The sequence below is a fragment of the Sphingomonas sp. genome (assembly GCF_030145815.1).
GTDB lineage: Bacteria > Pseudomonadota > Alphaproteobacteria > Sphingomonadales > Sphingomonadaceae > Sphingomonas.
Genome location: NZ_JAIXHL010000012.1, coordinates 128,244 through 146,047, shown reverse-complemented (window position 1 = coordinate 146,047; position 17,804 = coordinate 128,244). Strand labels below are relative to the sequence as shown.

The 17,804-nt window shown below is 65.6% G+C and carries 20 protein-coding genes; 15 read left to right on the top strand and 5 right to left on the bottom strand.

All coding sequences use genetic code 11. The features are described from left to right. Positions 1-292 precede the first annotated feature (292 nt). The 11 genes from nuoI (at position 293) to KYX69_RS12555 (ending at position 10,635) form a co-directional block, all read left to right on the top strand. On the top strand, positions 293-778 hold the full coding sequence (gene nuoI, locus KYX69_RS12605) for an NADH-quinone oxidoreductase subunit NuoI (RefSeq protein WP_300497843.1): 486 nt from the start codon (positions 293-295) through the stop codon (positions 776-778). Continuing rightward, positions 762-917: a hypothetical protein gene (locus KYX69_RS12600; protein ID WP_300497924.1), complete on the top strand. Its 156-nt coding sequence runs from the start codon at positions 762-764 to the stop codon at positions 915-917. Before nuoI ends, KYX69_RS12600 begins: the two co-directional genes overlap by 17 nt. Beyond that, positions 914-1,534 carry an NADH-quinone oxidoreductase subunit J gene (locus KYX69_RS12595; RefSeq protein WP_300497840.1) on the top strand — a complete coding sequence of 207 codons (621 nt, stop codon included), beginning with the start codon at positions 914-916 and terminating at the stop codon, positions 1,532-1,534. The genes KYX69_RS12600 and KYX69_RS12595 overlap by 4 nt, the downstream gene beginning before the upstream one ends. Before the next feature lie 115 nt (positions 1,535-1,649). Then, positions 1,650-1,955 carry an NADH-quinone oxidoreductase subunit NuoK gene (nuoK, locus tag KYX69_RS12590; RefSeq protein WP_066663206.1) on the top strand — a complete coding sequence of 102 codons (306 nt, stop codon included), beginning with the start codon at positions 1,650-1,652 and terminating at the stop codon, positions 1,953-1,955. After that, entirely contained in the window at positions 1,955-4,063 is a 2,109-nt protein-coding gene (nuoL, locus tag KYX69_RS12585) for an NADH-quinone oxidoreductase subunit L (RefSeq protein ID WP_300497837.1), read from the top strand. Before nuoK ends, nuoL begins: the two co-directional genes overlap by 1 nt. After that, positions 4,060-5,607 (top strand): NADH-quinone oxidoreductase subunit M, encoded by a 1,548-nt coding sequence (locus KYX69_RS12580; protein ID WP_300497834.1) that lies wholly within the window; start codon positions 4,060-4,062, stop codon positions 5,605-5,607. Before nuoL ends, KYX69_RS12580 begins: the two co-directional genes overlap by 4 nt. Next, on the top strand, positions 5,607-7,052 hold the full coding sequence (gene nuoN, locus KYX69_RS12575; RefSeq protein WP_300497831.1) for an NADH-quinone oxidoreductase subunit NuoN: 1,446 nt from the start codon (positions 5,607-5,609) through the stop codon (positions 7,050-7,052). The genes KYX69_RS12580 and nuoN overlap by 1 nt, the downstream gene beginning before the upstream one ends. Positions 7,053-7,090: 38 nt before the next feature. Then, positions 7,091-7,807, top strand: coding sequence for a biotin--[acetyl-CoA-carboxylase] ligase (locus KYX69_RS12570; RefSeq protein WP_300497918.1), 717 nt, complete (start codon positions 7,091-7,093; stop codon positions 7,805-7,807). Positions 7,808-7,818: 11 nt separating this feature from the next. Continuing rightward, the gene (locus KYX69_RS12565; RefSeq protein ID WP_300497828.1) at positions 7,819-8,589 is read left to right on the top strand and encodes a type III pantothenate kinase; all 771 of its coding nucleotides are present in this window, start codon (positions 7,819-7,821) and stop codon (positions 8,587-8,589) included. 135 nt (positions 8,590-8,724) lie between these two features. Next, positions 8,725-10,365, top strand: a complete 1,641-nt coding sequence (locus KYX69_RS12560; protein WP_300497825.1) for a ribonuclease J — start codon at positions 8,725-8,727, stop codon at positions 10,363-10,365. 9 nt (positions 10,366-10,374) lie between these two features. Further along, the gene (locus KYX69_RS12555) at positions 10,375-10,635 is read left to right on the top strand and encodes a DUF1467 family protein (protein WP_066663239.1); all 261 of its coding nucleotides are present in this window, start codon (positions 10,375-10,377) and stop codon (positions 10,633-10,635) included. Between the two features lie 2 nt (positions 10,636-10,637). Here the strand turns inward: KYX69_RS12555 and KYX69_RS12550 are convergent, their stop codons facing one another. Genes KYX69_RS12550 through KYX69_RS12535 form a run of 4 tightly spaced genes read right to left on the bottom strand, consistent with a single transcriptional unit; the run spans position 10,638 to position 13,592 of the window. Then, positions 10,638-11,096, bottom strand: coding sequence for a GNAT family N-acetyltransferase (locus KYX69_RS12550; protein ID WP_300497822.1), 459 nt, complete (start codon positions 11,094-11,096; stop codon positions 10,638-10,640). Beyond that, positions 11,093-11,857, bottom strand: a complete 765-nt coding sequence (locus tag KYX69_RS12545; RefSeq protein ID WP_300497819.1) for a hypothetical protein — start codon at positions 11,855-11,857, stop codon at positions 11,093-11,095. Before KYX69_RS12545 ends, KYX69_RS12550 begins: the two co-directional genes overlap by 4 nt. Before the next feature lie 20 nt (positions 11,858-11,877). After that, positions 11,878-12,996: a M14-type cytosolic carboxypeptidase gene (locus tag KYX69_RS12540; protein ID WP_300497817.1), complete on the bottom strand. Its 1,119-nt coding sequence runs from the start codon at positions 12,994-12,996 to the stop codon at positions 11,878-11,880. Beyond that, positions 12,993-13,592: a DUF4136 domain-containing protein gene (locus KYX69_RS12535; protein ID WP_300497814.1), complete on the bottom strand. Its 600-nt coding sequence runs from the start codon at positions 13,590-13,592 to the stop codon at positions 12,993-12,995. Before KYX69_RS12535 ends, KYX69_RS12540 begins: the two co-directional genes overlap by 4 nt. Positions 13,593-13,757: 165 nt before the next feature. On the opposite strand from KYX69_RS12535, the gene ykgO reads away from it, so the two are divergent. Then, complete coding sequence (gene ykgO / locus KYX69_RS12530) at positions 13,758-13,883, top strand: type B 50S ribosomal protein L36 (protein WP_066663252.1); 126 nt, start codon at positions 13,758-13,760, stop codon at positions 13,881-13,883. A 23-nt stretch (positions 13,884-13,906) separates the two neighbouring features. Beyond that, on the top strand, positions 13,907-14,515 hold the full coding sequence (locus KYX69_RS12525; protein WP_300497811.1) for an HAD family phosphatase: 609 nt from the start codon (positions 13,907-13,909) through the stop codon (positions 14,513-14,515). Here KYX69_RS12525 and pyk read toward each other — a convergent pair. Beyond that, positions 14,512-15,969 carry a pyruvate kinase gene (gene pyk / locus KYX69_RS12520; protein WP_300497808.1) on the bottom strand — a complete coding sequence of 486 codons (1,458 nt, stop codon included), beginning with the start codon at positions 15,967-15,969 and terminating at the stop codon, positions 14,512-14,514. The genes KYX69_RS12525 and pyk overlap by 4 nt on opposite strands. 75 nt (positions 15,970-16,044) lie before the next feature. Between pyk and KYX69_RS12515 the strand changes: the two genes are divergently transcribed. After that, a complete protein-coding gene (locus KYX69_RS12515; RefSeq protein ID WP_300497806.1) occupies positions 16,045-16,419 on the top strand; it encodes a DUF1244 domain-containing protein in 375 nt (124 codons plus the stop codon). Between the two features lie 49 nt (positions 16,420-16,468). Continuing rightward, on the top strand, positions 16,469-17,803 hold the full coding sequence (locus tag KYX69_RS12510; protein ID WP_300497803.1) for an amidohydrolase family protein: 1,335 nt from the start codon (positions 16,469-16,471) through the stop codon (positions 17,801-17,803). Position 17,804 lies beyond the last annotated feature (1 nt).

Genomic DNA, 17,804 nt, shown 5'->3' with positions numbered 1-17,804 from the left:
TAAATACTTCGGCGCAGTCTTTCGGAAGAGTGAGATTTGCCTTGGACGGGGACGCTTCGTTCGTCGGGTTCTCAGAACCGGCCACTTGGGCCGTTCCCGTTGAGGCACAACTTCCGCCGAGCGAGCCCTCTGGCCACGTTCTTCGTTGGACAACGAAGGACGGCCGCGCTTTGGAGGGCCGGACCGTCGGGACTGATACGTCACCTTACGCCGAGAGTTTTGGCGTCGTGGTGAAGTCAGACAGAGAACGCATCGAATGGGCCCAATGGTCCTGCAAGTCGTCGGAGCCAGTATGAGCGTCGCCCCACTCGTCCGTTCGTTCACTCTGTGGGAGTTCGTGAAGGCCCACGCCCTCACGCTGAAGTATTTCTTCAAGCCCAAGGCGACGATCAACTATCCGTACGAGAAGAACCCGATCTCGCCCCGTTTCCGCGGCGAGCATGCGCTGCGCCGTTATCCCAATGGCGAAGAGCGCTGCATCGCGTGCAAGCTGTGCGAGGCGGTGTGTCCGGCGCTGGCGATCACGATCGAGGCCGAACCGCGTGACGACGGCAGCCGCCGCACCACGCGCTACGACATCGACATGACCAAGTGCATCTATTGCGGCCTGTGCCAGGAGGCATGCCCGGTGGACGCCATCGTCGAGGGGCCGAACTTCGAATTCGCGACCGAAACCCGTGAGGAGCTGATCTATCACAAGGACAAGCTGCTCGCGAACGGCGACCGCTGGGAACGCGCAATCGCCGCGAACCTTGCCGCCGATGCACCGTACCGTTAAGCGCGCGGCAACAGTGGGGCAGACGATGATTCACCATTCACCCGTCATCCCGGCGCAGGCCGGGATCGCCAAGTTTGGGGGCGTGCGCGGGCCACTGGCGGCCCCGGCCTTCGCCGGGGCGACGGAGTTGTTCGCATGATCCAGGCAATCGCCTTTTATCTCTTCGCCGGGGTGGTGATCCTCTCCGCCGCGATGACGATTACCGCCCGCAATCCCGTTCATTCGGTGCTGTGGCTGATCCTCGCCTTCTTCAACGCCGCCGGCCTGATGGTGCTGGCGGGGGCGGAGTTCATCGCGATGCTGCTGGTCATCGTCTATGTCGGCGCGGTCGCGGTGCTGTTCCTGTTCGTCGTGATGATGCTCGACATCGACTTTGCCGAGCTGCGCGCCGGGTTCGTGCGCTATGCCGTGTTCGGCCTGGCCATCGCGGTGGCGCTGGCGGCGGAGATCGTGATCGGCACGATGGCGTGGAGCGCGGGCAAGATCGACCTTGCCAAGCGGATCGCGCCGACCGACGCCGCGCTGGGCCAAGTGCCCAATGTCGAAGCGATCGGGCTGCTGCTCTACAGCCGCTATCTCTATCTGTTCGAGGCCGCCGGCTTCATCCTGCTCGTCGCCATGGTCGGCGCGATCGTGCTGACCCACCGCCAGCGCGGCGGGGTGATGAAGCAGAATGTCTGGCGCCAGATCAACCGGCGTCAGAAGGACGCCATCCGCAACGTCAATCAGCCCGTCGGGCAGGGGGTGGAGCTGTGATCCACAACAGCCGTCACCCCAGCGAAAGCTGGGGTCTCCAGATGTCGAAGGCTGCGCCTGCCGCACTAGACCCCAGCGTTCGCTGGGGTGACGAACTTGTTCGGAGTGTTGCGCTGTGATCGGCCTCACGCATTACCTCGTCGTCAGCGCGATCCTGTTCACCATGGGCGTGCTCGGCATCTTCATGAACCGCAAGAACCTCATCGTCATCCTGATGGCGATCGAGCTGATCCTGCTGAGCGTGAACCTCAACCTCGTCGCCTTCTCGTCGTATCTCGGCGATCTGGTGGGGCAGGTGTTCGCGATGTTCGTGCTGACCGTTGCGGCGGGTGAGGCCGCGATCGGCCTTGCCATCCTTGTCATCTATTTCCGCGGCCGCGGCACGATCTCGGTCGACGACGTCAATCGGATGAAGGGCTGATGTCTTCGATCCATTTCATCGTATTCCTGCCGCTGCTGGCAGCGATTGTCGCGGGCTTTAGCAACCGCGCGTTCGGCACGGCATTCCCGAAGATCGTCACCACCGGCGGCCTGTTCGTCGCGGCGATCCTCAGCTGGATGACCTTCATTCCGTTCCTGAACGGCACGGCGGAACCGCAGGTCATCAAGGTGCTGACCTGGATGAACTCGGGCGACCTGATGGTCGACTGGGCGCTGCGCGTCGACAGCCTGACCGCGGTGATGCTGGTGGTGGTGACGAGCGTGTCGGCGCTGGTTCACCTCTACAGCTGGTCGTACATGGAAGAGGACCCGGATCAGCCGCGCTTCTTCGCGTATCTGTCGCTGTTCACCTTCGCGATGCTGATGCTGGTGACCGCCGATAACCTGCTGCAGATGTTCTTCGGCTGGGAAGGCGTGGGGCTCGCGAGCTACCTGCTCATCGGCTTCTGGTTCAAGAAGCCGTCCGCCAATGCCGCCGCGATCAAGGCGTTCGTGGTCAACCGCGTCGGCGACCTTGGCTTCATGCTCGGCATTTTCGGCGTGTTCCTCGTGTTCGGCACGATCTCGATCCCCGAAATCCTCGAAGCCGCGCCCGGTATGGCCGGCAGCACGATCGGTTTCCTCGGCTATCGTGTCGACACGCTGACCGTGCTGTGCCTGCTGCTGTTCGTCGGTGCGATGGGCAAGTCGGCGCAGCTGGGCCTGCACACCTGGTTGCCCGATGCGATGGAGGGTCCGACCCCGGTGTCGGCGCTGATCCATGCGGCGACGATGGTCACTGCGGGCGTGTTCATGGTGTGCCGCCTGTCGCCGCTGTTCGAACAGGCGCCGATCGCGCTCGGCTTCGTCACCTTCATCGGTGCCGCGACCTGCCTGTTCGCCGCGACGGTCGGCACGACGCAGACCGACATCAAGCGCGTCATCGCCTATTCGACCTGTTCGCAGCTCGGCTACATGTTCTTCGCCGCGGGCGTCGGCATGTATGGCGCGGCGATGTTCCACCTGTTCACCCACGCCTTCTTCAAGGCGCTGCTGTTCCTGGGTGCCGGCTCGGTGATCCACGCGATGCACCATGAGCAGGACATGCGCTACTATGGCGGCCTGCGGAAGCACATCCCGGTCACCTATTGGACGATGATGGCGGGCACGCTCGCGATCACCGGCGTTGGTGTTTACTGGTTCCATGCGGGCTTTGCTGGCTTCCACTCGAAGGACGCTATCCTCGAGGCGGCTTACGCTGCCGGCGGTGGGGGCATTGCTGCCTTCTGGACCGGCGTGTTCGCCGCACTGTTGACCAGCTTCTACAGCTGGCGCCTGATGTTCCTGACCTTCTTCGGCAAGCCGCGCTGGACCCAGTCGGAGCATATTCAGCACGCGCTGCATGACGCGCACGGCCATGACCACGCACATGACGAGGCGCATGGCCACGCGGTCGCGCATGCGGAGAACCCGCCGGCGCAGGAAGATGCCGGCCATGAACCGCACGCCCATGGTCCGAGCGCGCATGAGACTGCGGACGGCACCGGCGGATACCATCCGCACGAAAGCCCGCTGCCGATGATGATCCCGTTGCTGGTGCTCAGCCTGGGCGCGGTGTTCGCAGGGTTCGTCTTCAACAAGTTCTTCATCCAGCCCGAGGCCGGTGAGATCTTCTGGAAGGGCGCGGTCGCGTTCGACACCCACCTGGCGCACGCGATGCATGAAGTGCCGCTGTGGGTGAAGCTGTCGGCCAGCATCGTCATGCTGCTCGGCCTGTTCGGGGCGTGGGTCGCGTACATCAAGTCGCCGACCATCCCCGCGCGCTTCACCGCGACCTTCGGGCTTCTCTACAAGTTCCTGCTGAACAAGTGGTATTTCGACGAGCTGTACAATGTGCTGTTCGTGAAGCCCGCCTTCTGGTTCGGCCGTCTGTTCTGGAAGCGGGGTGACGAGGGGACGATCGACCGCTTCGGTCCGAACGGGTCCGCCGCCCTGGTCCGCTTTGCGGGCGTGTGGAGCGGGCGCCTCCAGTCCGGATATGTCTATAGCTATGCGTTCGTCATGCTGATCGGCCTGACCGCAGCCGTTACCTGGGTGATCACGCGATGAGCGGCATTCTCTCCATCATGCTGATCGTGCCGCTGGTTGCGGCGGTCGCATGCCTGTTCACCACCGCGAACAATGCGCGCTGGATCGCGCTGATCGCGACGCTGATTGACCTGGTGCTGGGCGGCGTGCTGTGGGCCAATTTCGAGATTGGCGGGCCGCAGTGGCAGTTCGTCGAATATACGCCGATCTTCGGGCGCTTCGCCTGGGCGCTGGGCATCGACGGGTTCGCGCTGCTGCTGATCATGCTGTCGGTGTTCCTGATGCCGATCTGCATCGGCGCCAGCTGGACCGCGATCGAAAAGCGCGTGCCGGAATATATGGCGGCGTTCCTGATCACCGAAGTGTTGATGATCGGCACCTTCGCGGCACAGGACATCTTCCTGTTCTACATGTTCTTCGAAGCCGGCCTGATCCCGATGTTCCTGATCATCGGCATCTGGGGCGGCGCGAACCGCATCTACGCGTCGTATAAATTCTTCCTCTACACGCTGCTCGGCTCGCTGCTGATGCTGATCGCGATGATGTACATGAGCATCACCGCGGGCACGACGTCGATCCCCGAGCTGATGGCGTATGACTTCCCGCCGCATGTCCAGACATGGCTGTGGCTGGCCTTCTTCGCATCGTTCGCGGTGAAGATGCCGATGTGGCCGGTCCACACCTGGCTTCCCGACGCGCACGTGCAGGCACCGACCGCCGGGTCGGTGATCCTGGCTGGCGTGCTGCTGAAGCTTGGCGGCTATGGCTTCCTGCGCTTCAGCCTGCCGATGTTCCCGGAGGCTTCGGCGCAGCTGATCTGGCTGGTGTTCGGCCTGTCGTGCATCGCGGTCGTGGTCACGTCGCTGATCGCGCTGGTGCAGAGCGACATGAAGAAGCTGATCGCCTATTCGTCGGTCGCGCATATGGCGATCGTGACGCTGGGCCTGTTCACCTTCAACCGGCAGGGGATTGAGGGCGCGATGATGGTGATGCTGGGCCATGGCCTGGTGTCCGGGGCGCTGTTCCTGTGTGTCGGCGTCATTTACGACCGCCTGCATACGCGTGAGATCGACCGTTATGGCGGCCTTGCGATCAACATGCCGAAATATGCGATCCTGTTCATGCTGTTCACGATGGCGTCGGTCGGCCTGCCGGGGACGAGCAACTTCGTCGGCGAATTGCTGGCGCTGATGGGCACGTACCAGGTGTCGACGCTGGCGACGCTGATCGCGACCACCGGCATCATCCTCGGCGCGGGCTATATGCTCTACCTCTACCGCCGCGTCGTGTTCGGTGACCTGACCAAGGACGACGTCAAGGCGATGCCGGACCTCAACAAGCGCGAAATGGCGCTGCTCGCCCCGATCGCGGCGGCGGTGCTGTGGATGGGCGTGTACCCGGAGAGCTTCCTCGCCCCGATGCGCGCTGACGTTGCGACGTTGCTGGCGCGGATCGAGCGCGCGAAGCCGGCGGGTGACAGCCTGCCGACCCCCGGAAATCCGGCTGCGGCCAAGGCCGCGCACGCGCCCGAGCACAAATCTGCCGAACATGGAGCGGCACACTGATGGATTACGCCGCACAACTTTCGATGGTCCTGCCCGAGATCGTCCTGTCGCTGGGCGGTCTGGCGCTGCTGATGGTCGCCGCCTGGGGTGGCCCGGCCGTGTCGCGCGCGGTGAGCTGGGTCGCGGTCGCGGTCCTGATCGGTGGCGGCATCGCGCTGACCGGCCCGGCATCGTCGGGCGGCACCGCGTTTGACGGGCTGTACCGCGCCGACCTGTTCTCGGCCTACGCCAAGGCGCTGATCTTCTTCGCCGCGGCGATCTCGATCATCATCGCGCCGCGCTTCTTTGCCCGCACCTCGGGTGAGGATCTGCGCCCCGAATATCCGATCCTGATTCTGTTCGCGACGGCGGGCATGGGCATCATGGTCTCGGCGAACGACCTGCTGACGCTCTATGTCGGGCTCGAGCTCAACAGCCTTGCCTCCTATGTCCTCGCCAGCTTCATGCGCCGCGACGTGCGCTCGGCCGAGGCGGGTCTGAAGTATTTCATCCTCGGCTCGCTCGCGAGCGGCATCCTGCTCTATGGCATCAGCCTGGTTTACGGGTTCAGCGGCACCACCGTGTTCGGCGATATCGCGTCGGCCTATGCGGCGGGTGAGAACATGGGGCTGCTGTTCGGCCTGGTGTTCGTCTTCGCGGGCCTCGCGTTCAAGATGTCGGCGGTCCCGTTCCATATGTGGACCCCGGACGTCTATGAAGGCGCGCCGACGCCGGTGACCACCTTCTTCGCCAGCGCACCCAAGGTCGCGGCGATGGCGCTGTCGGTGCGCGTCGCGATCGAGGCGATGGGGCCGGTGACCAGCGACTGGCGCCAGATCGTGATCTTCGCCGCGCTCGCATCGATCGTGCTCGGCGCGGTCGCGGCGATCGGGCAGCAGAACATCAAGCGCCTCCTCGCTTACTCGTCGATCAACAATGTCGGCTTTGCGCTGATCGGCCTTGCCGCCGGGACTGCCGAGGGCGTGGCCGGCGTGCTGACCTACCTCACCATCTATGTGGTGATGACGCTGGGCAGCTTCCTCGTCGTGCTGCAGATGCGCGACGCAGAGGGCCAGCCGGTCGAGACGATCGCCAGCCTGTCGGGCCTGTCGCGCACGCGGCCGGCGCTGGCGGCGGCCCTCGCAATCTTCATGTTCAGCCTCGCGGGCATTCCGCCGCTGTTCGGCTTCTGGGCGAAGTTCGCGGTGTTCGAGGCAGCGGTGCGCGCCAACCTCTTCTGGCTCGCGGCGATCGGTATCGCGGCGTCGGTGATCGGGGCATTCTATTACCTCAAGATCGTCAAGACGATGTATTTCGACGAGCCGGCTCCCGCCTATGCCAAGAGCGACAGCGCGCTTGAGGGCGGGTTGATCGCGGCGGCGGCGGTGTTCGTTTCGCCGCTCGGCTATCTGCTGATCCCGGTGCTCGGCGCATGGTCGATGGCGGCGGCGCGGACGCTGTTCTGATCCGCGTCGTAGCCGAGACCGGTTCCACCAACGCCGACATGCTGGCGCTCGCTGCGGCGGGCGCCGCCGAGGGGACTTGGCTGCGCGCCGAACGCCAGACGGCAGGCAAGGGGCGGCAGGGCCGGGCGTGGGAGTCGCCGGTCGGTAATTTCTATGGCAGCACGCTGGTGCGCCTGCGTCCCACAGACCCACCCGCGCCGACGCTGGCGCTGGTTACGGCAGTCGCGCTGGAGGAGGCGGTGAGCACATTCCGTCGCCCCGGCGCAGGCCGGGGCCGCCGCGTTGCGAATCCCTCTAGCGGCCCCGGCCTGCGCCGGGGCGACGTGGTGTTGAAATGGCCCAACGATCTGCTGATCGACGGCGCGAAGCTCTCTGGGATCCTGCTGGAGCGAGGCGGAGACGCGGTCGTGGTCGGGATCGGCGTCAACCTGGCGCATCACCCCGACCTGCCCGATCGCCCCACGACCAGCCTCGCCGCGCAGGGCGTCACGGTCGATGTCACGACCTTTGCCGAGGTGCTGGCGGAGAGCTTCGCCCGCTGGCTATCGCGGTGGCGCAGCGAGGGCCTAGAGCCGGTGCGCCAACGCTGGCTCGACCGCGCGCACGCGAGCGGAGCCGCACTCACCGCGCGCCTGCCCGACGGGACCGCGCATGACGGCCTTTTCGACGGCCTGACCGGCGATGGCGCGCTGATCCTCCGCTTGGCCGATGGATCGCGGCATGTCATTCATGCCGGCGACGTCTTCCTGATCTGAAGGACCATTTCATGCTGCTCGCGATCGACGCCGGCAACACCAACATCGTCTTTGCGCTGGTAGAGGGCCGGGAGGTCAAAGCGCGCTGGCGCATCGCGACCGATCCGCGCCGCACCGCCGACGAATATGCCGTGTGGCTGAGCCAGTTGCTCAATCTCGAAGGCTATGAACGCAGCGTCGTCAGCGGCGTCATCATCGGCACCGTCGTCCCGCGCGCGCTCCATAACCTTGAGGTGCTGTCGCAGAAATATTTCGGCTGCACCCCGCTGGTCGCCGGCCGCGACGGCTGGCCGATCGCGCTGGATGTGGAGGAACCGCAGAGCGTCGGCGCCGACCGCGCGCTCAACATCATCGCCGCGCATGAAAACCACCCCGGCGACCTGATCGTCGTCGACTTCGGCACCGCCGCGACCTTCGACGTCGCCGACTATACCGGCGCGTACAAGGGCGGCATCATCGCGCCGGGCATCAACCTGTCGCTCGACGCGCTGGTCACCGCCGCCGCCAAGCTGCCGCGCATCGCGATCGAGGCGCCCGCCAATACCTCGGTCATCGGCCGCAACACGGTCGATCAGATGCATATCGGCATTTATTGGGGCTATATCGCGATGATCGAGGGGCTGGTCGCTCGGATGAAGGCCGAGATCGGCCGCCCGGTGAAGGTGATCGCCACCGGTGGCCTTGCCGTGCTGTTCGAAAAGCAGACCGATGTGTTCGACGTGATCGAACCCGACTTGACGATTCAGGGGCTTGCGATGCTGTGGGAGCGGTCGCGGGCATGATCGTTTGATCGCTGGCGCATATCCCACTAACGCCGTTTGGCCTGAGCCTGTCGAAGGCCTGTTCCCGCCATCACCTTCGCGGCGCAGCCCTTCGACAGGCTCAGGGCAATCGGCCGTTTATCAGACTGGAAACATGTGACCCCCGGTAACGAACTCCTCTTCCTCGCGCTCGGTGGCTCGGGCGAGATCGGCATGAACGTCAATCTCTACGGCTGTCAGGGCAAGTGGATCATGGTCGATTGCGGCGTGATCTTTGGCACGCCCGACTATCCCGGCATCGACCTGATCCTGCCCGACCTGCAGTTCATCGAGGAGCGGCTGGACGACCTGCTCGGCATCGTGCTGACGCATGGGCATGAGGATCATATCGGCGCGCTGCCCTATCTCGCGGGCGAGCTGGGCGTGCCGCTCTATGCGACACCGTTCACCGCCGGCTTGATCCACGGCAAGCTGGACGAGGAGGGCATCGCCGACCGCGTCGAGCTGAACGTGGTGCGCGAGGAAGAGCCGTTCCAGATCGGCCCGTTCGGCATCCGTTACCTCCCGCTCGCGCACTCGATCCCCGAGGGGAATGCGGTGCTGATCGACACGCCGCATGGCCGCGTGTTCCACACCGGCGACTGGAAGATCGACGAGACCCCGGTGATGGGCGGCGCATCGACCGCCGAGGAACTGACCGCGATCGGCGACGAAGGCGTGCTGGCGCTGGTGTGCGATTCGACCAACGTGTTCAATCCCGAAGCCTCCGGCTCCGAATCCTCCGTGCGCGAGGGGCTCGACGAGGTTGTCGCGGGCATCAAGGGGCGGGTGCTGGTCACCACCTTCGCGTCCAACGCCGCACGGCTGCAGACGCTGGGCGAGGTCGCGAAGGACACTGGCCGCGCAATGTGCGTCGCGGGCCGCTCGCTCGACCGCATCCTGCGCGTTGCCAAGGCAACCGGCTATCTGCGGGACTTCCCCGAAACGGTCGATTTCGAAACCGCGATGAAACTGCCGCGCGACAAGGTAATGATCATCGCCACCGGCGGGCAGGGCGAACCGCGCGCCGCACTCGCGCGCATCGCCGACGAGACGCATCAGCTAAAGCTCGAATCCGGCGATACCGTCGTCTTCTCGTCCAAGCAGATCCCCGGCAACGAAATGGCGATCGGGCGGATCATGAATACGCTGGCGGGCAAGGGGGTCGAGATGATCACCGACCGTCAGGCGTTCGTCCACGTCTCTGGCCATCCGGGCCGCCCCGAACTGGCGGCGATGTATGACTGGATCCGGCCCGACATCCTCGTCCCGGTGCATGGCGAGATGCGCCACATCGCCGAGCAGGCCCGCTTCGGCCGCGCGCATGGCATCCCCAATGCGGTGGTGCAGAATAATGGCGAGATCATCCGCTTGGCGCCGGGCAAGCCGAAGAAGGTCGGGAACGCGCCGGCCGGGCGGCTGGTGCTCGACGGCGACGTCATCCTCCCCGCCGACGGCAGCACGATCAACGAGCGGCGCAAGCTCGGCCTCTATGGCCAGATGTCGGTCGCGGTGGCAATCAAGGCGAACGGCAAGCTCGCCGGCCAGCCGGAAGTGACCATTCAGGGCGTCCCGGCCGAAGAGGATCGCGATGGGTTGATCGCCGATGCCAGCGCGGCGGTGGCCAAGGTGGTCGGCGAGGCACGCGGCGGCGACCGCGACAAGCTGCGCGAAGCGATCCGGCTCGCGGCCCGGCGCGTCGCGGTGCGCTATACCGGCAAGAAGCCGGTGATGGACGTGATGCTGATCGAGGTTTAAAGTGCCGCCATGAACTGGTTCAGTGCGCTCGCAATCTATTTCCTGTTCTGGTTCCTTGCCCTGTTCCTGGTGCTGCCGTTCTTCGCGCGCACCGGGGTCGAGGCGGGGGAGGCGCTGATCAAGGGCCAGGCCGAAAGCGCGCCGCAGCGCTTTGACGCCGGCGCGATCGCGAAGTGGACGACGATCGTCGGCACCGTGCTGTTCGCGGCCTTTTACCTCAATTACGTCAACGGCTGGATCACCGCCGACATGCTCGATTACTGGAACTGAGGTTAGGTCAGTTCGATTGCGTAGAAGCGGTTGAAATCGCTCGCTTCATAGTCGGCGAAGGGCGGGCAGGGGGCGAAGCCGTGCCGCGTGTACAGCCGGTGCGCGGCGTCGAAGGACGGCCCGGTGCCGGTCTCCAGCTTGAGCGCGGAATAGCCGCGTTCCCGTGCCAGCGTGATGATGTGCCGCAGGATCGCCGTGCCGGCCCCGCGCCCGGTCGCGCTGGCGGCGGTACGCATCGACTTCACCTCACCCGTCCCGTCGCCCAGCGCCTTGACCGCGCCGATGCCGAGCAACGTGTCGCCATCCCAAGCGCTCAGGAACGTGATGTCCGGCGTCTTGAGGCCCGACAGGTCAAGGAAATGGCAGGCATCCGGCGGCGAGTTGTCGAGCATCCCGCGCGCATGCACCGCAAGCAACGCGACCACCTGCGGATCGTCGAGCTGACCGGCGCGGATCATCATCGTGGGCGGCTCATGCCAAAGCGGTAGCGGGACGGAACGGCGCGCCCGTCGCGTTCCCGCGCGGGTTCGAACTTCACCGCGCGCAGCCGCTCGCACATCTTGATGTCGAACGCGTCGACCTGGGTCGGTGCGGCCAGCATGCAGCCGCTGACACTGCCATCCGCCTCGACCTTCAGCCATCCGCTGGTGCCGCCGACGCTTGCCGGCAGGCCATCGCCCGGGCCGAACCCGACCGTAGCGGCGGTGATCGGCGTGAGCGGCTTGGGCGTCGGGCGCCATGCCATCGGCACCACGCCGCCAGCTGCAGTCTCCATGCGGATACGCCCGGCGGTGTAGCGCACCCGGATCGCCAGCGTCCCGCCAAGCCGCGTGCCCGACCGGTTCAGCGCCGGGTAAAAGCGCAGATAGCGTATGAGGTGCGGACAGGCGTGCGCATCGAACGCTGCGGTTCGGCTAGGCGTGACAATCCGGCACGACTGCGGCACGCCGGTCGCAGCAACATCGAGCATGATCCCGACCGCGACATTATAGTCATCCGCGTCCGTAACGGGGACCGGGAACCGCCCCTGCTGATAGGGGAAGTCGTCCCAGTTGATTTCCAGCCCGCGCACCAGTTCCGGGTCCGGCTCGGTGCTCCGGTCGATCTGCAAGCCGATCGATGCTTCACGCTGATTGCGGTCAGCGCCGATCCACGGCTCGCCGAGCTTGGGGGGAAGTGCTGCCTGAGCCAAGGCAGCTGCGGTCAAGGCCAGTGCGATCATCGTTCCCCCCGGTAATCGGTCTAAATCTCGTCGATCATCCCGGCCAGCGTGTCGAGGCAGGCATGCGCCAGCGCCTTGCAGCGTTCCGGCGACCAGCCATATTCGGCATCAGGGCTCGGGTCGTGATCCTTGAACGGCATTTCCAGTGTCATCGACACCGCGCCAAAGCGCTCGGCGAGCTGGTTGGTCGACATCGACAGGTTCGCCTGGCCCGGTGCGGACTTGTCATAGCCCTTTTCGAGCTGGAACAGCGGCGTCGTGGCTGCAAGGCGGCGGCCGAATTCATAATATTTTTCGCCCAAGGCGTCGGTCCAGCTGGGAATCCCCTCGAACCCCGCGAGGAAGTTCGCCGGGATCGCCTCATCGCCATGCACATCCATCGCGAAATCGACCCCGGTTTCGTCCATCGCCGCGCGGACGAGGAATACTTCGGGGCTCTGCTCCCGCGTCGGGGCATGCCATTCGCGGTTGAGGTTCACCCCCGCGGCATTGGTGCGCAGATGGCCACGAAAGCTGCCGTCCGGGTTCATGTTGGGGACGATGTGGAAGGTCGCCTTGGCCCGCAGCGCCTGCGCGGTCGCGTCATCGGGATCGGTCAGCTTTTCCAGCGCACCCTCGGCCCACCATTCGGCCATCGATTCGCCGGGATGCTGGCGGGCATAGAGCCACACCTGCTTCGGCCCGGTTCCCAGCGTGAGCAGGTCCATCGCGCGCCCGTCGAGCGTCTGGCCCAGCTCGCGGTGCGTCACGCCCGGCTGGGCGGCCATGCGCGCGATCAGGTCGGCATGGCGCTCCATGCTGTAGGGCGCGAAATAGGCGAACCACGCGACGTCGCTGTCGAAGCTGTGGGTGAAGCTGAACACGCCCGCTTCATAGCTGCCATCGGTGAGCCGCCACGCGACACGATCGGTGCTGACCCGCGCGCGATAGCCCGGCCAGCCGAACGCATAGGCCGCCTTGCCCGCATTGACGATGCGGAAGGTCAGCGTCCGCCCCTTCGCGCCCGCGACGCGAAAGTGGAACCACTGGAAAAAGTCGGACTGGTGGTCGGCGACGATCTCGACATCGACGGTGTCCCCGTCGATGTCGATCAGGCGAATGTTGCCGCTGTCGAACGCGGCATTGAGATGAATGGTCATTTCACCGTGATAGTGATCCCCGACTGGCCGGGAAAGCCCTTGAACAGGGCATTCGAGAGCTTGGTCGCGGTATCGGTCGGCTGGGTGCCGTCGGCGGCTCCCAGCGTCTCGGTGATCGCCTTGCCCTCCCAGATCACCGTATTGTCTCCGCGACGGCGCAACTGGACGGCGAGTTCTGAGGCATAGACCGTCTTGGTCTTGCTCCCGATGCCGACGCTGCCGCCCGCACCAACCCCGACACCACCGCCATAGCTTCCGCCACCGATACCGATCGTGATCGGCGGGCGCGTGCGGACCTGGCCGCGATCAGTGCGGCGAAAATCGACCGTGGCGAGATAGTCGGCCTTGGCCGAATCCGTGGCCGTGGCGAAGCCCATGCCGCCCATCGTCGCCGCGACCGCGTCGAGATAGAGCTGCGCCTCGGGTCCGGCGGTCGTGCCGCTCACCGGCTGCACTGCGAGCGTGCCGGCGGGAATCGGCTGCGACAGATGATAGCGGGTCACATCGACCGGGGCAGACCGGCCACCCATGGTGGTCGAACAGCCGGCCAGGGCAGCGGCGGAGAAAGCGAGGGCAAGCATTGCACGGGTCTTCATCGGACACATCCTCCTGCCGTGCACACGCCACGGCTCAACGGTTCAACATCGTTACGGGGATGTGGGTTCCGTTGCCAAGCTTTCCTTGACTTGTCGGCCTGTCCCGACTAGGCGAGCGCCTCTTTTCCGGCACCCGCCATAATTCAAGATAGTAGAGAATCGGTCATGAAGATCGTGAACAGCCTGAAGTCGCTCAAGGATCGCCATCGCGACAACCGCGTGATCCGTCGTCGCGGTCGCGTCTATGTCATCAACAAGACGCAGCGTCGCTTCAAGGCCCGCCAGGGCTGATTCCGGCGCAGGGCGAGAGGGCCGTGCGCGCCGTTATCTTCGATATCGGCAACGTCCTCTTCACCTGGCATCCGCGGTTTCTGTACGAGCGCCTGATCGGTGACGATCGGGCGCTCGACGCGTTTGTGCGCGACGTTGTTACGCAGGAGTGGCATTTTCAGCATGATGCCGGGCGCGACTTCGCCGACACCTCGGCCGAGCTGACCGCGCGCTTTCCCGAGCATGCCGATCTGATCGCCGCCTGGGGCCCGCGCTTCAACGAAAGCGTCGGCGGACCGGTACCCGGCATGCACGAGCTGGTTGCGGAGCTGGATGCAGCAGGCGTCCCGCTGTTCGCGATCACCAATTTCAGCCACGAATTCTGGCCGCCCTTCCGCGCAGAATGGTCGCAGCTGTTCGACCGTTTCCGCGATGTCGTCGTCTCGGGCGACGAGAAACTGGTCAAGCCCGACCCCGCCATCTACCGCCTCGCGCTCGCCCGCTTCGGACTGGAGCCGCACGAGGCGGTGTTCATCGACGACAATGCGGCCAACGTTTCGGGTGCCCGCGCGCTGGGGATCCGCTCGGTGCTGTTTACCGAGGAAGCAGACGCCCGGCGCGAACTGGTCGCCGCCGGGCTGCTGCGCGCTTAACTCCGCCCCTTCAGCTCATCCCCAACCAGCGTCACGACGTGCAGCACGTTGGTCGATCCGGGCGTGCCGAACGGGACGCCGGCGCAGACCACGACGCGGTCGCCGCCCTTTGCGATTCCCTGGCGCAGCGCCATGCGCTTGGCCTTCGCCACCATTTCCTCGAACGAATCGACGTCCTTGGTGTGCACCGCATGCGTGCCCCACAGCAGGCCCATGCGCCGTGCCGTCTCCGCCTTGGGGGTCAGCACCAGAATCGGCACCGACGGACGCTCGCGCGCGATGCGGCGGGCGGTGGAGCCCGACATGGTGAAGCAGAGGATCGCGCTAGCTGACACATTCGCTGCGATCGACTTGGCCGCTTCGGCCAGCGCGTCGGCGGTGGTGGGATCAGGCCGCATCACCGTGAAGTGCACGCGGTCGCCATGTGCCGGGTCGCGCTCGACCGAATCGGCGATCGCGTCCATCATCGTCACCGATTCAATCGGCCACTGGCCCGCCGCGCTCTCCGCCGACAGCATGATCGCGTCGGCGCCGTCATAGACCGCGGTCGCGACGTCCGACACCTCGGCGCGGGTGGGGGAGGGCGAGGTGATCATTGATTCCAGCATTTGCGTCGCAACGATCACCGGGCGCCCCATGCGGCGCGAGGTTTCGACGATGCGCTTCTGCATCGGCGGCAAATTCTGTGGCGGCAGCTCGACGCCCAGATCGCCGCGCGCGACCATCACGCCGTCGCACGCCTCGACAATCTCGTCGAGCCGCGCAACCGCGCTCGGCTTTTCGATCTTGGCGAGCAGCGCCGGGCCACCCGGTCCGATCAGGCGGCGTGCTTCCGCGAGATCCTCGGGCCGCTGCACGAACGACAGCGCGATCCAGTCGACCTTCTGCGCCACCGCAAAGGCCAGGTCGCTGCGGTCCTTCTCGGTCAGCGCGGCGAGCGGCAGGACCATGTCAGGGACGTTCAACCCCTTGGAGTTCGACAATACCCCACCGACCTCGACCCGCGTGTCGATCCAGCCATCGCCATAGCCGGTGACGCGCAGCACCATCTTGCCATCGTCGAGCAACAGGCGCGCGCCCTCGGTCACGGCCTCGAAAATCTCGCGATGGGGCAGCTCGACGCGGGTTGCGTCGCCCGGCGTCGTGTCGCGGTCGAGGCGAAAGGTCGCGCCGGTCGCCAGCGTCACCTTGCCCTCGGCAAATTTGCCGACGCGCAGCTTCGGGCCCTGAAGATCGGCCAGAATCGTGGTCGGGCGGCCGGTGATTTTCTCCAGCGCGCGGATCGCAGCGATTACCGGGATCTTCGATTCCTGGTCGCCATGGCTCATGTTGATGCGAAAGGCGTCGGCACCCGCGGCGTGCAGCGCGGCGATCATCTCCGGCGTGTTGCTGGCGGGGCCGAGCGTCGCCAGAACGCGCACCTTGCGCGACCGCGGTGCCATTGCCTTCGTCATCGCCGAATTCTCCATGTCTTGTCTCTGCCGGTCCCTAACGCCAAATGCTCACTATTCAACCGTGGAGGCGCGAATATGACAACGCTGGACAGTATTGACGACCGGACTGCCGCTCAGGCCTTCCGCCGCCTCGTCCGCCATTTGCGCCACCGGTCCGATGCCGAGAATATCGAACTGATGGGGCTTGCGGGCTTTTGCCGCAACTGCCTCGCCGATTGGGTGAGCGAGGCGAGCGGCGGCGAACTGGACCGTGATGCCGCGCGCACGGCGATTTACGGCATGCCCTATGCGACTTGGAAGACACAGCACCAGGGTGAAGCCACGCCCGAGCAGATTGCGCGGATGGAGGCGAGCATCGCGCGCAACAAGCAGGACGCCGAGCTCGACGCGGAGCTGGACGACAGCTTCCCCGCCAGCGACCCGCCCTCGATCACCCAGCCCGGGGGCTAGTCACCGGCCCGGTTTGCGGCCTAGGTTGTTGCAAACAGGGGAGAGTGCCATGCGTCGAATCGCCGCCATCACGATCGCGTTGCTCGCCGCGGCGACCCCGCTCGCTGCGCAGACCAGCGTACCGGCCAAGGTGAAGTTCATCCACGTCGGCACGCTGCTCGCTAATCCGGGTGAGGCGCCGCGCGGGCCGAGCACGATCATCATCCGCGATGGCAAGGTGGTCGAAATCCGCGACGGCTTTGTTGCGCCGGAGGGCGGAGCAGAGCTGATCGATCTCAAGGACCGGTTCGTAATGCCGGGACTGGTCGACATGCATGTCCATCTGTGGGGGATCGGCGGCGATCCGCTGCGCGACCGGCTGACCGCGCTCAACCGCGACGATGAAGATGACATGATGCACGCGGTCGCCAATGCCCGCGTCACGCTGGAGGCCGGCTTCACCACGGTGCGCGATCTGGGCGGGAGTGCGCGTGGCATGCGCGCGCTGCGCGAGGGGGTCGAGCGCGGCGACATTGCCGGGCCGACCATCGTCAATGCGGGCAATTCGATCTCGGTCTCGGGCGGCCATGCCGACGGGACCAACGGCGTCGCGGAAGTGTTCGCCGACGCGATCCACAAGCATCAGATCAACACCTGTGACGGCCCTGAGGACTGCACGCGCGCGGTGCGGCAACAGATCGCGCTGGGCGCGCAGGTCATCAAGTACATGTCAACCGGCGGCGTGCTCTCGAACGTGTCGGGCGGTCTCGGTCGCGCCATGACCGATGCCGAGATGAAGGCGATCATCGACACCGCGCACGGGCTGGGGCGAAAGGTCGCGACGCACAGCCATGCAGCGGCGGGGACCAAGGCGGCGGTCGCGACCGGGGTGGACACGGTCGATCACGGGTCGTTCCTCGACGACGAAGCGATCGCGCTGATGAAGAAGAACGGCACGTGGCTCGTGCCTACGATGATGGCGCCCGCCGCCGCGCTGGAACAGGCGCGCAAGGGCCTGCTCCCGCCCGCAGTCATCCCCAAGGCCGAGGAAGCCGCAGCGGCCGCCTTTGCCAGCCACAGCAAAGCCTATGCGGCGGGGGTGAAGGTCGCGTTCGGCACCGACAGCGGCGTGTCCCGCCATGGCGACAATGCGCAGGAATTCTCGCTGATGGTGAAGGCGGGGATGAGCCCGGCCATGGCGCTCAAGGCCGCGACGCGCAACGCTGCCGAGGCCCTGGGACGCTCGAACATCGGGTCGATCGCGCCGGGCAAGGATGCCGACATCATCGCCGTCGCGGGCAGCCCGCTCGACGACATCAAGCGGATGGAGCAGGTCGAGTTCGTGATGCGTCACGGCGTCGTCCACAAGGCCGGCGGCAAGCGCCAGGCGTTTCCGGCGGAGTAGG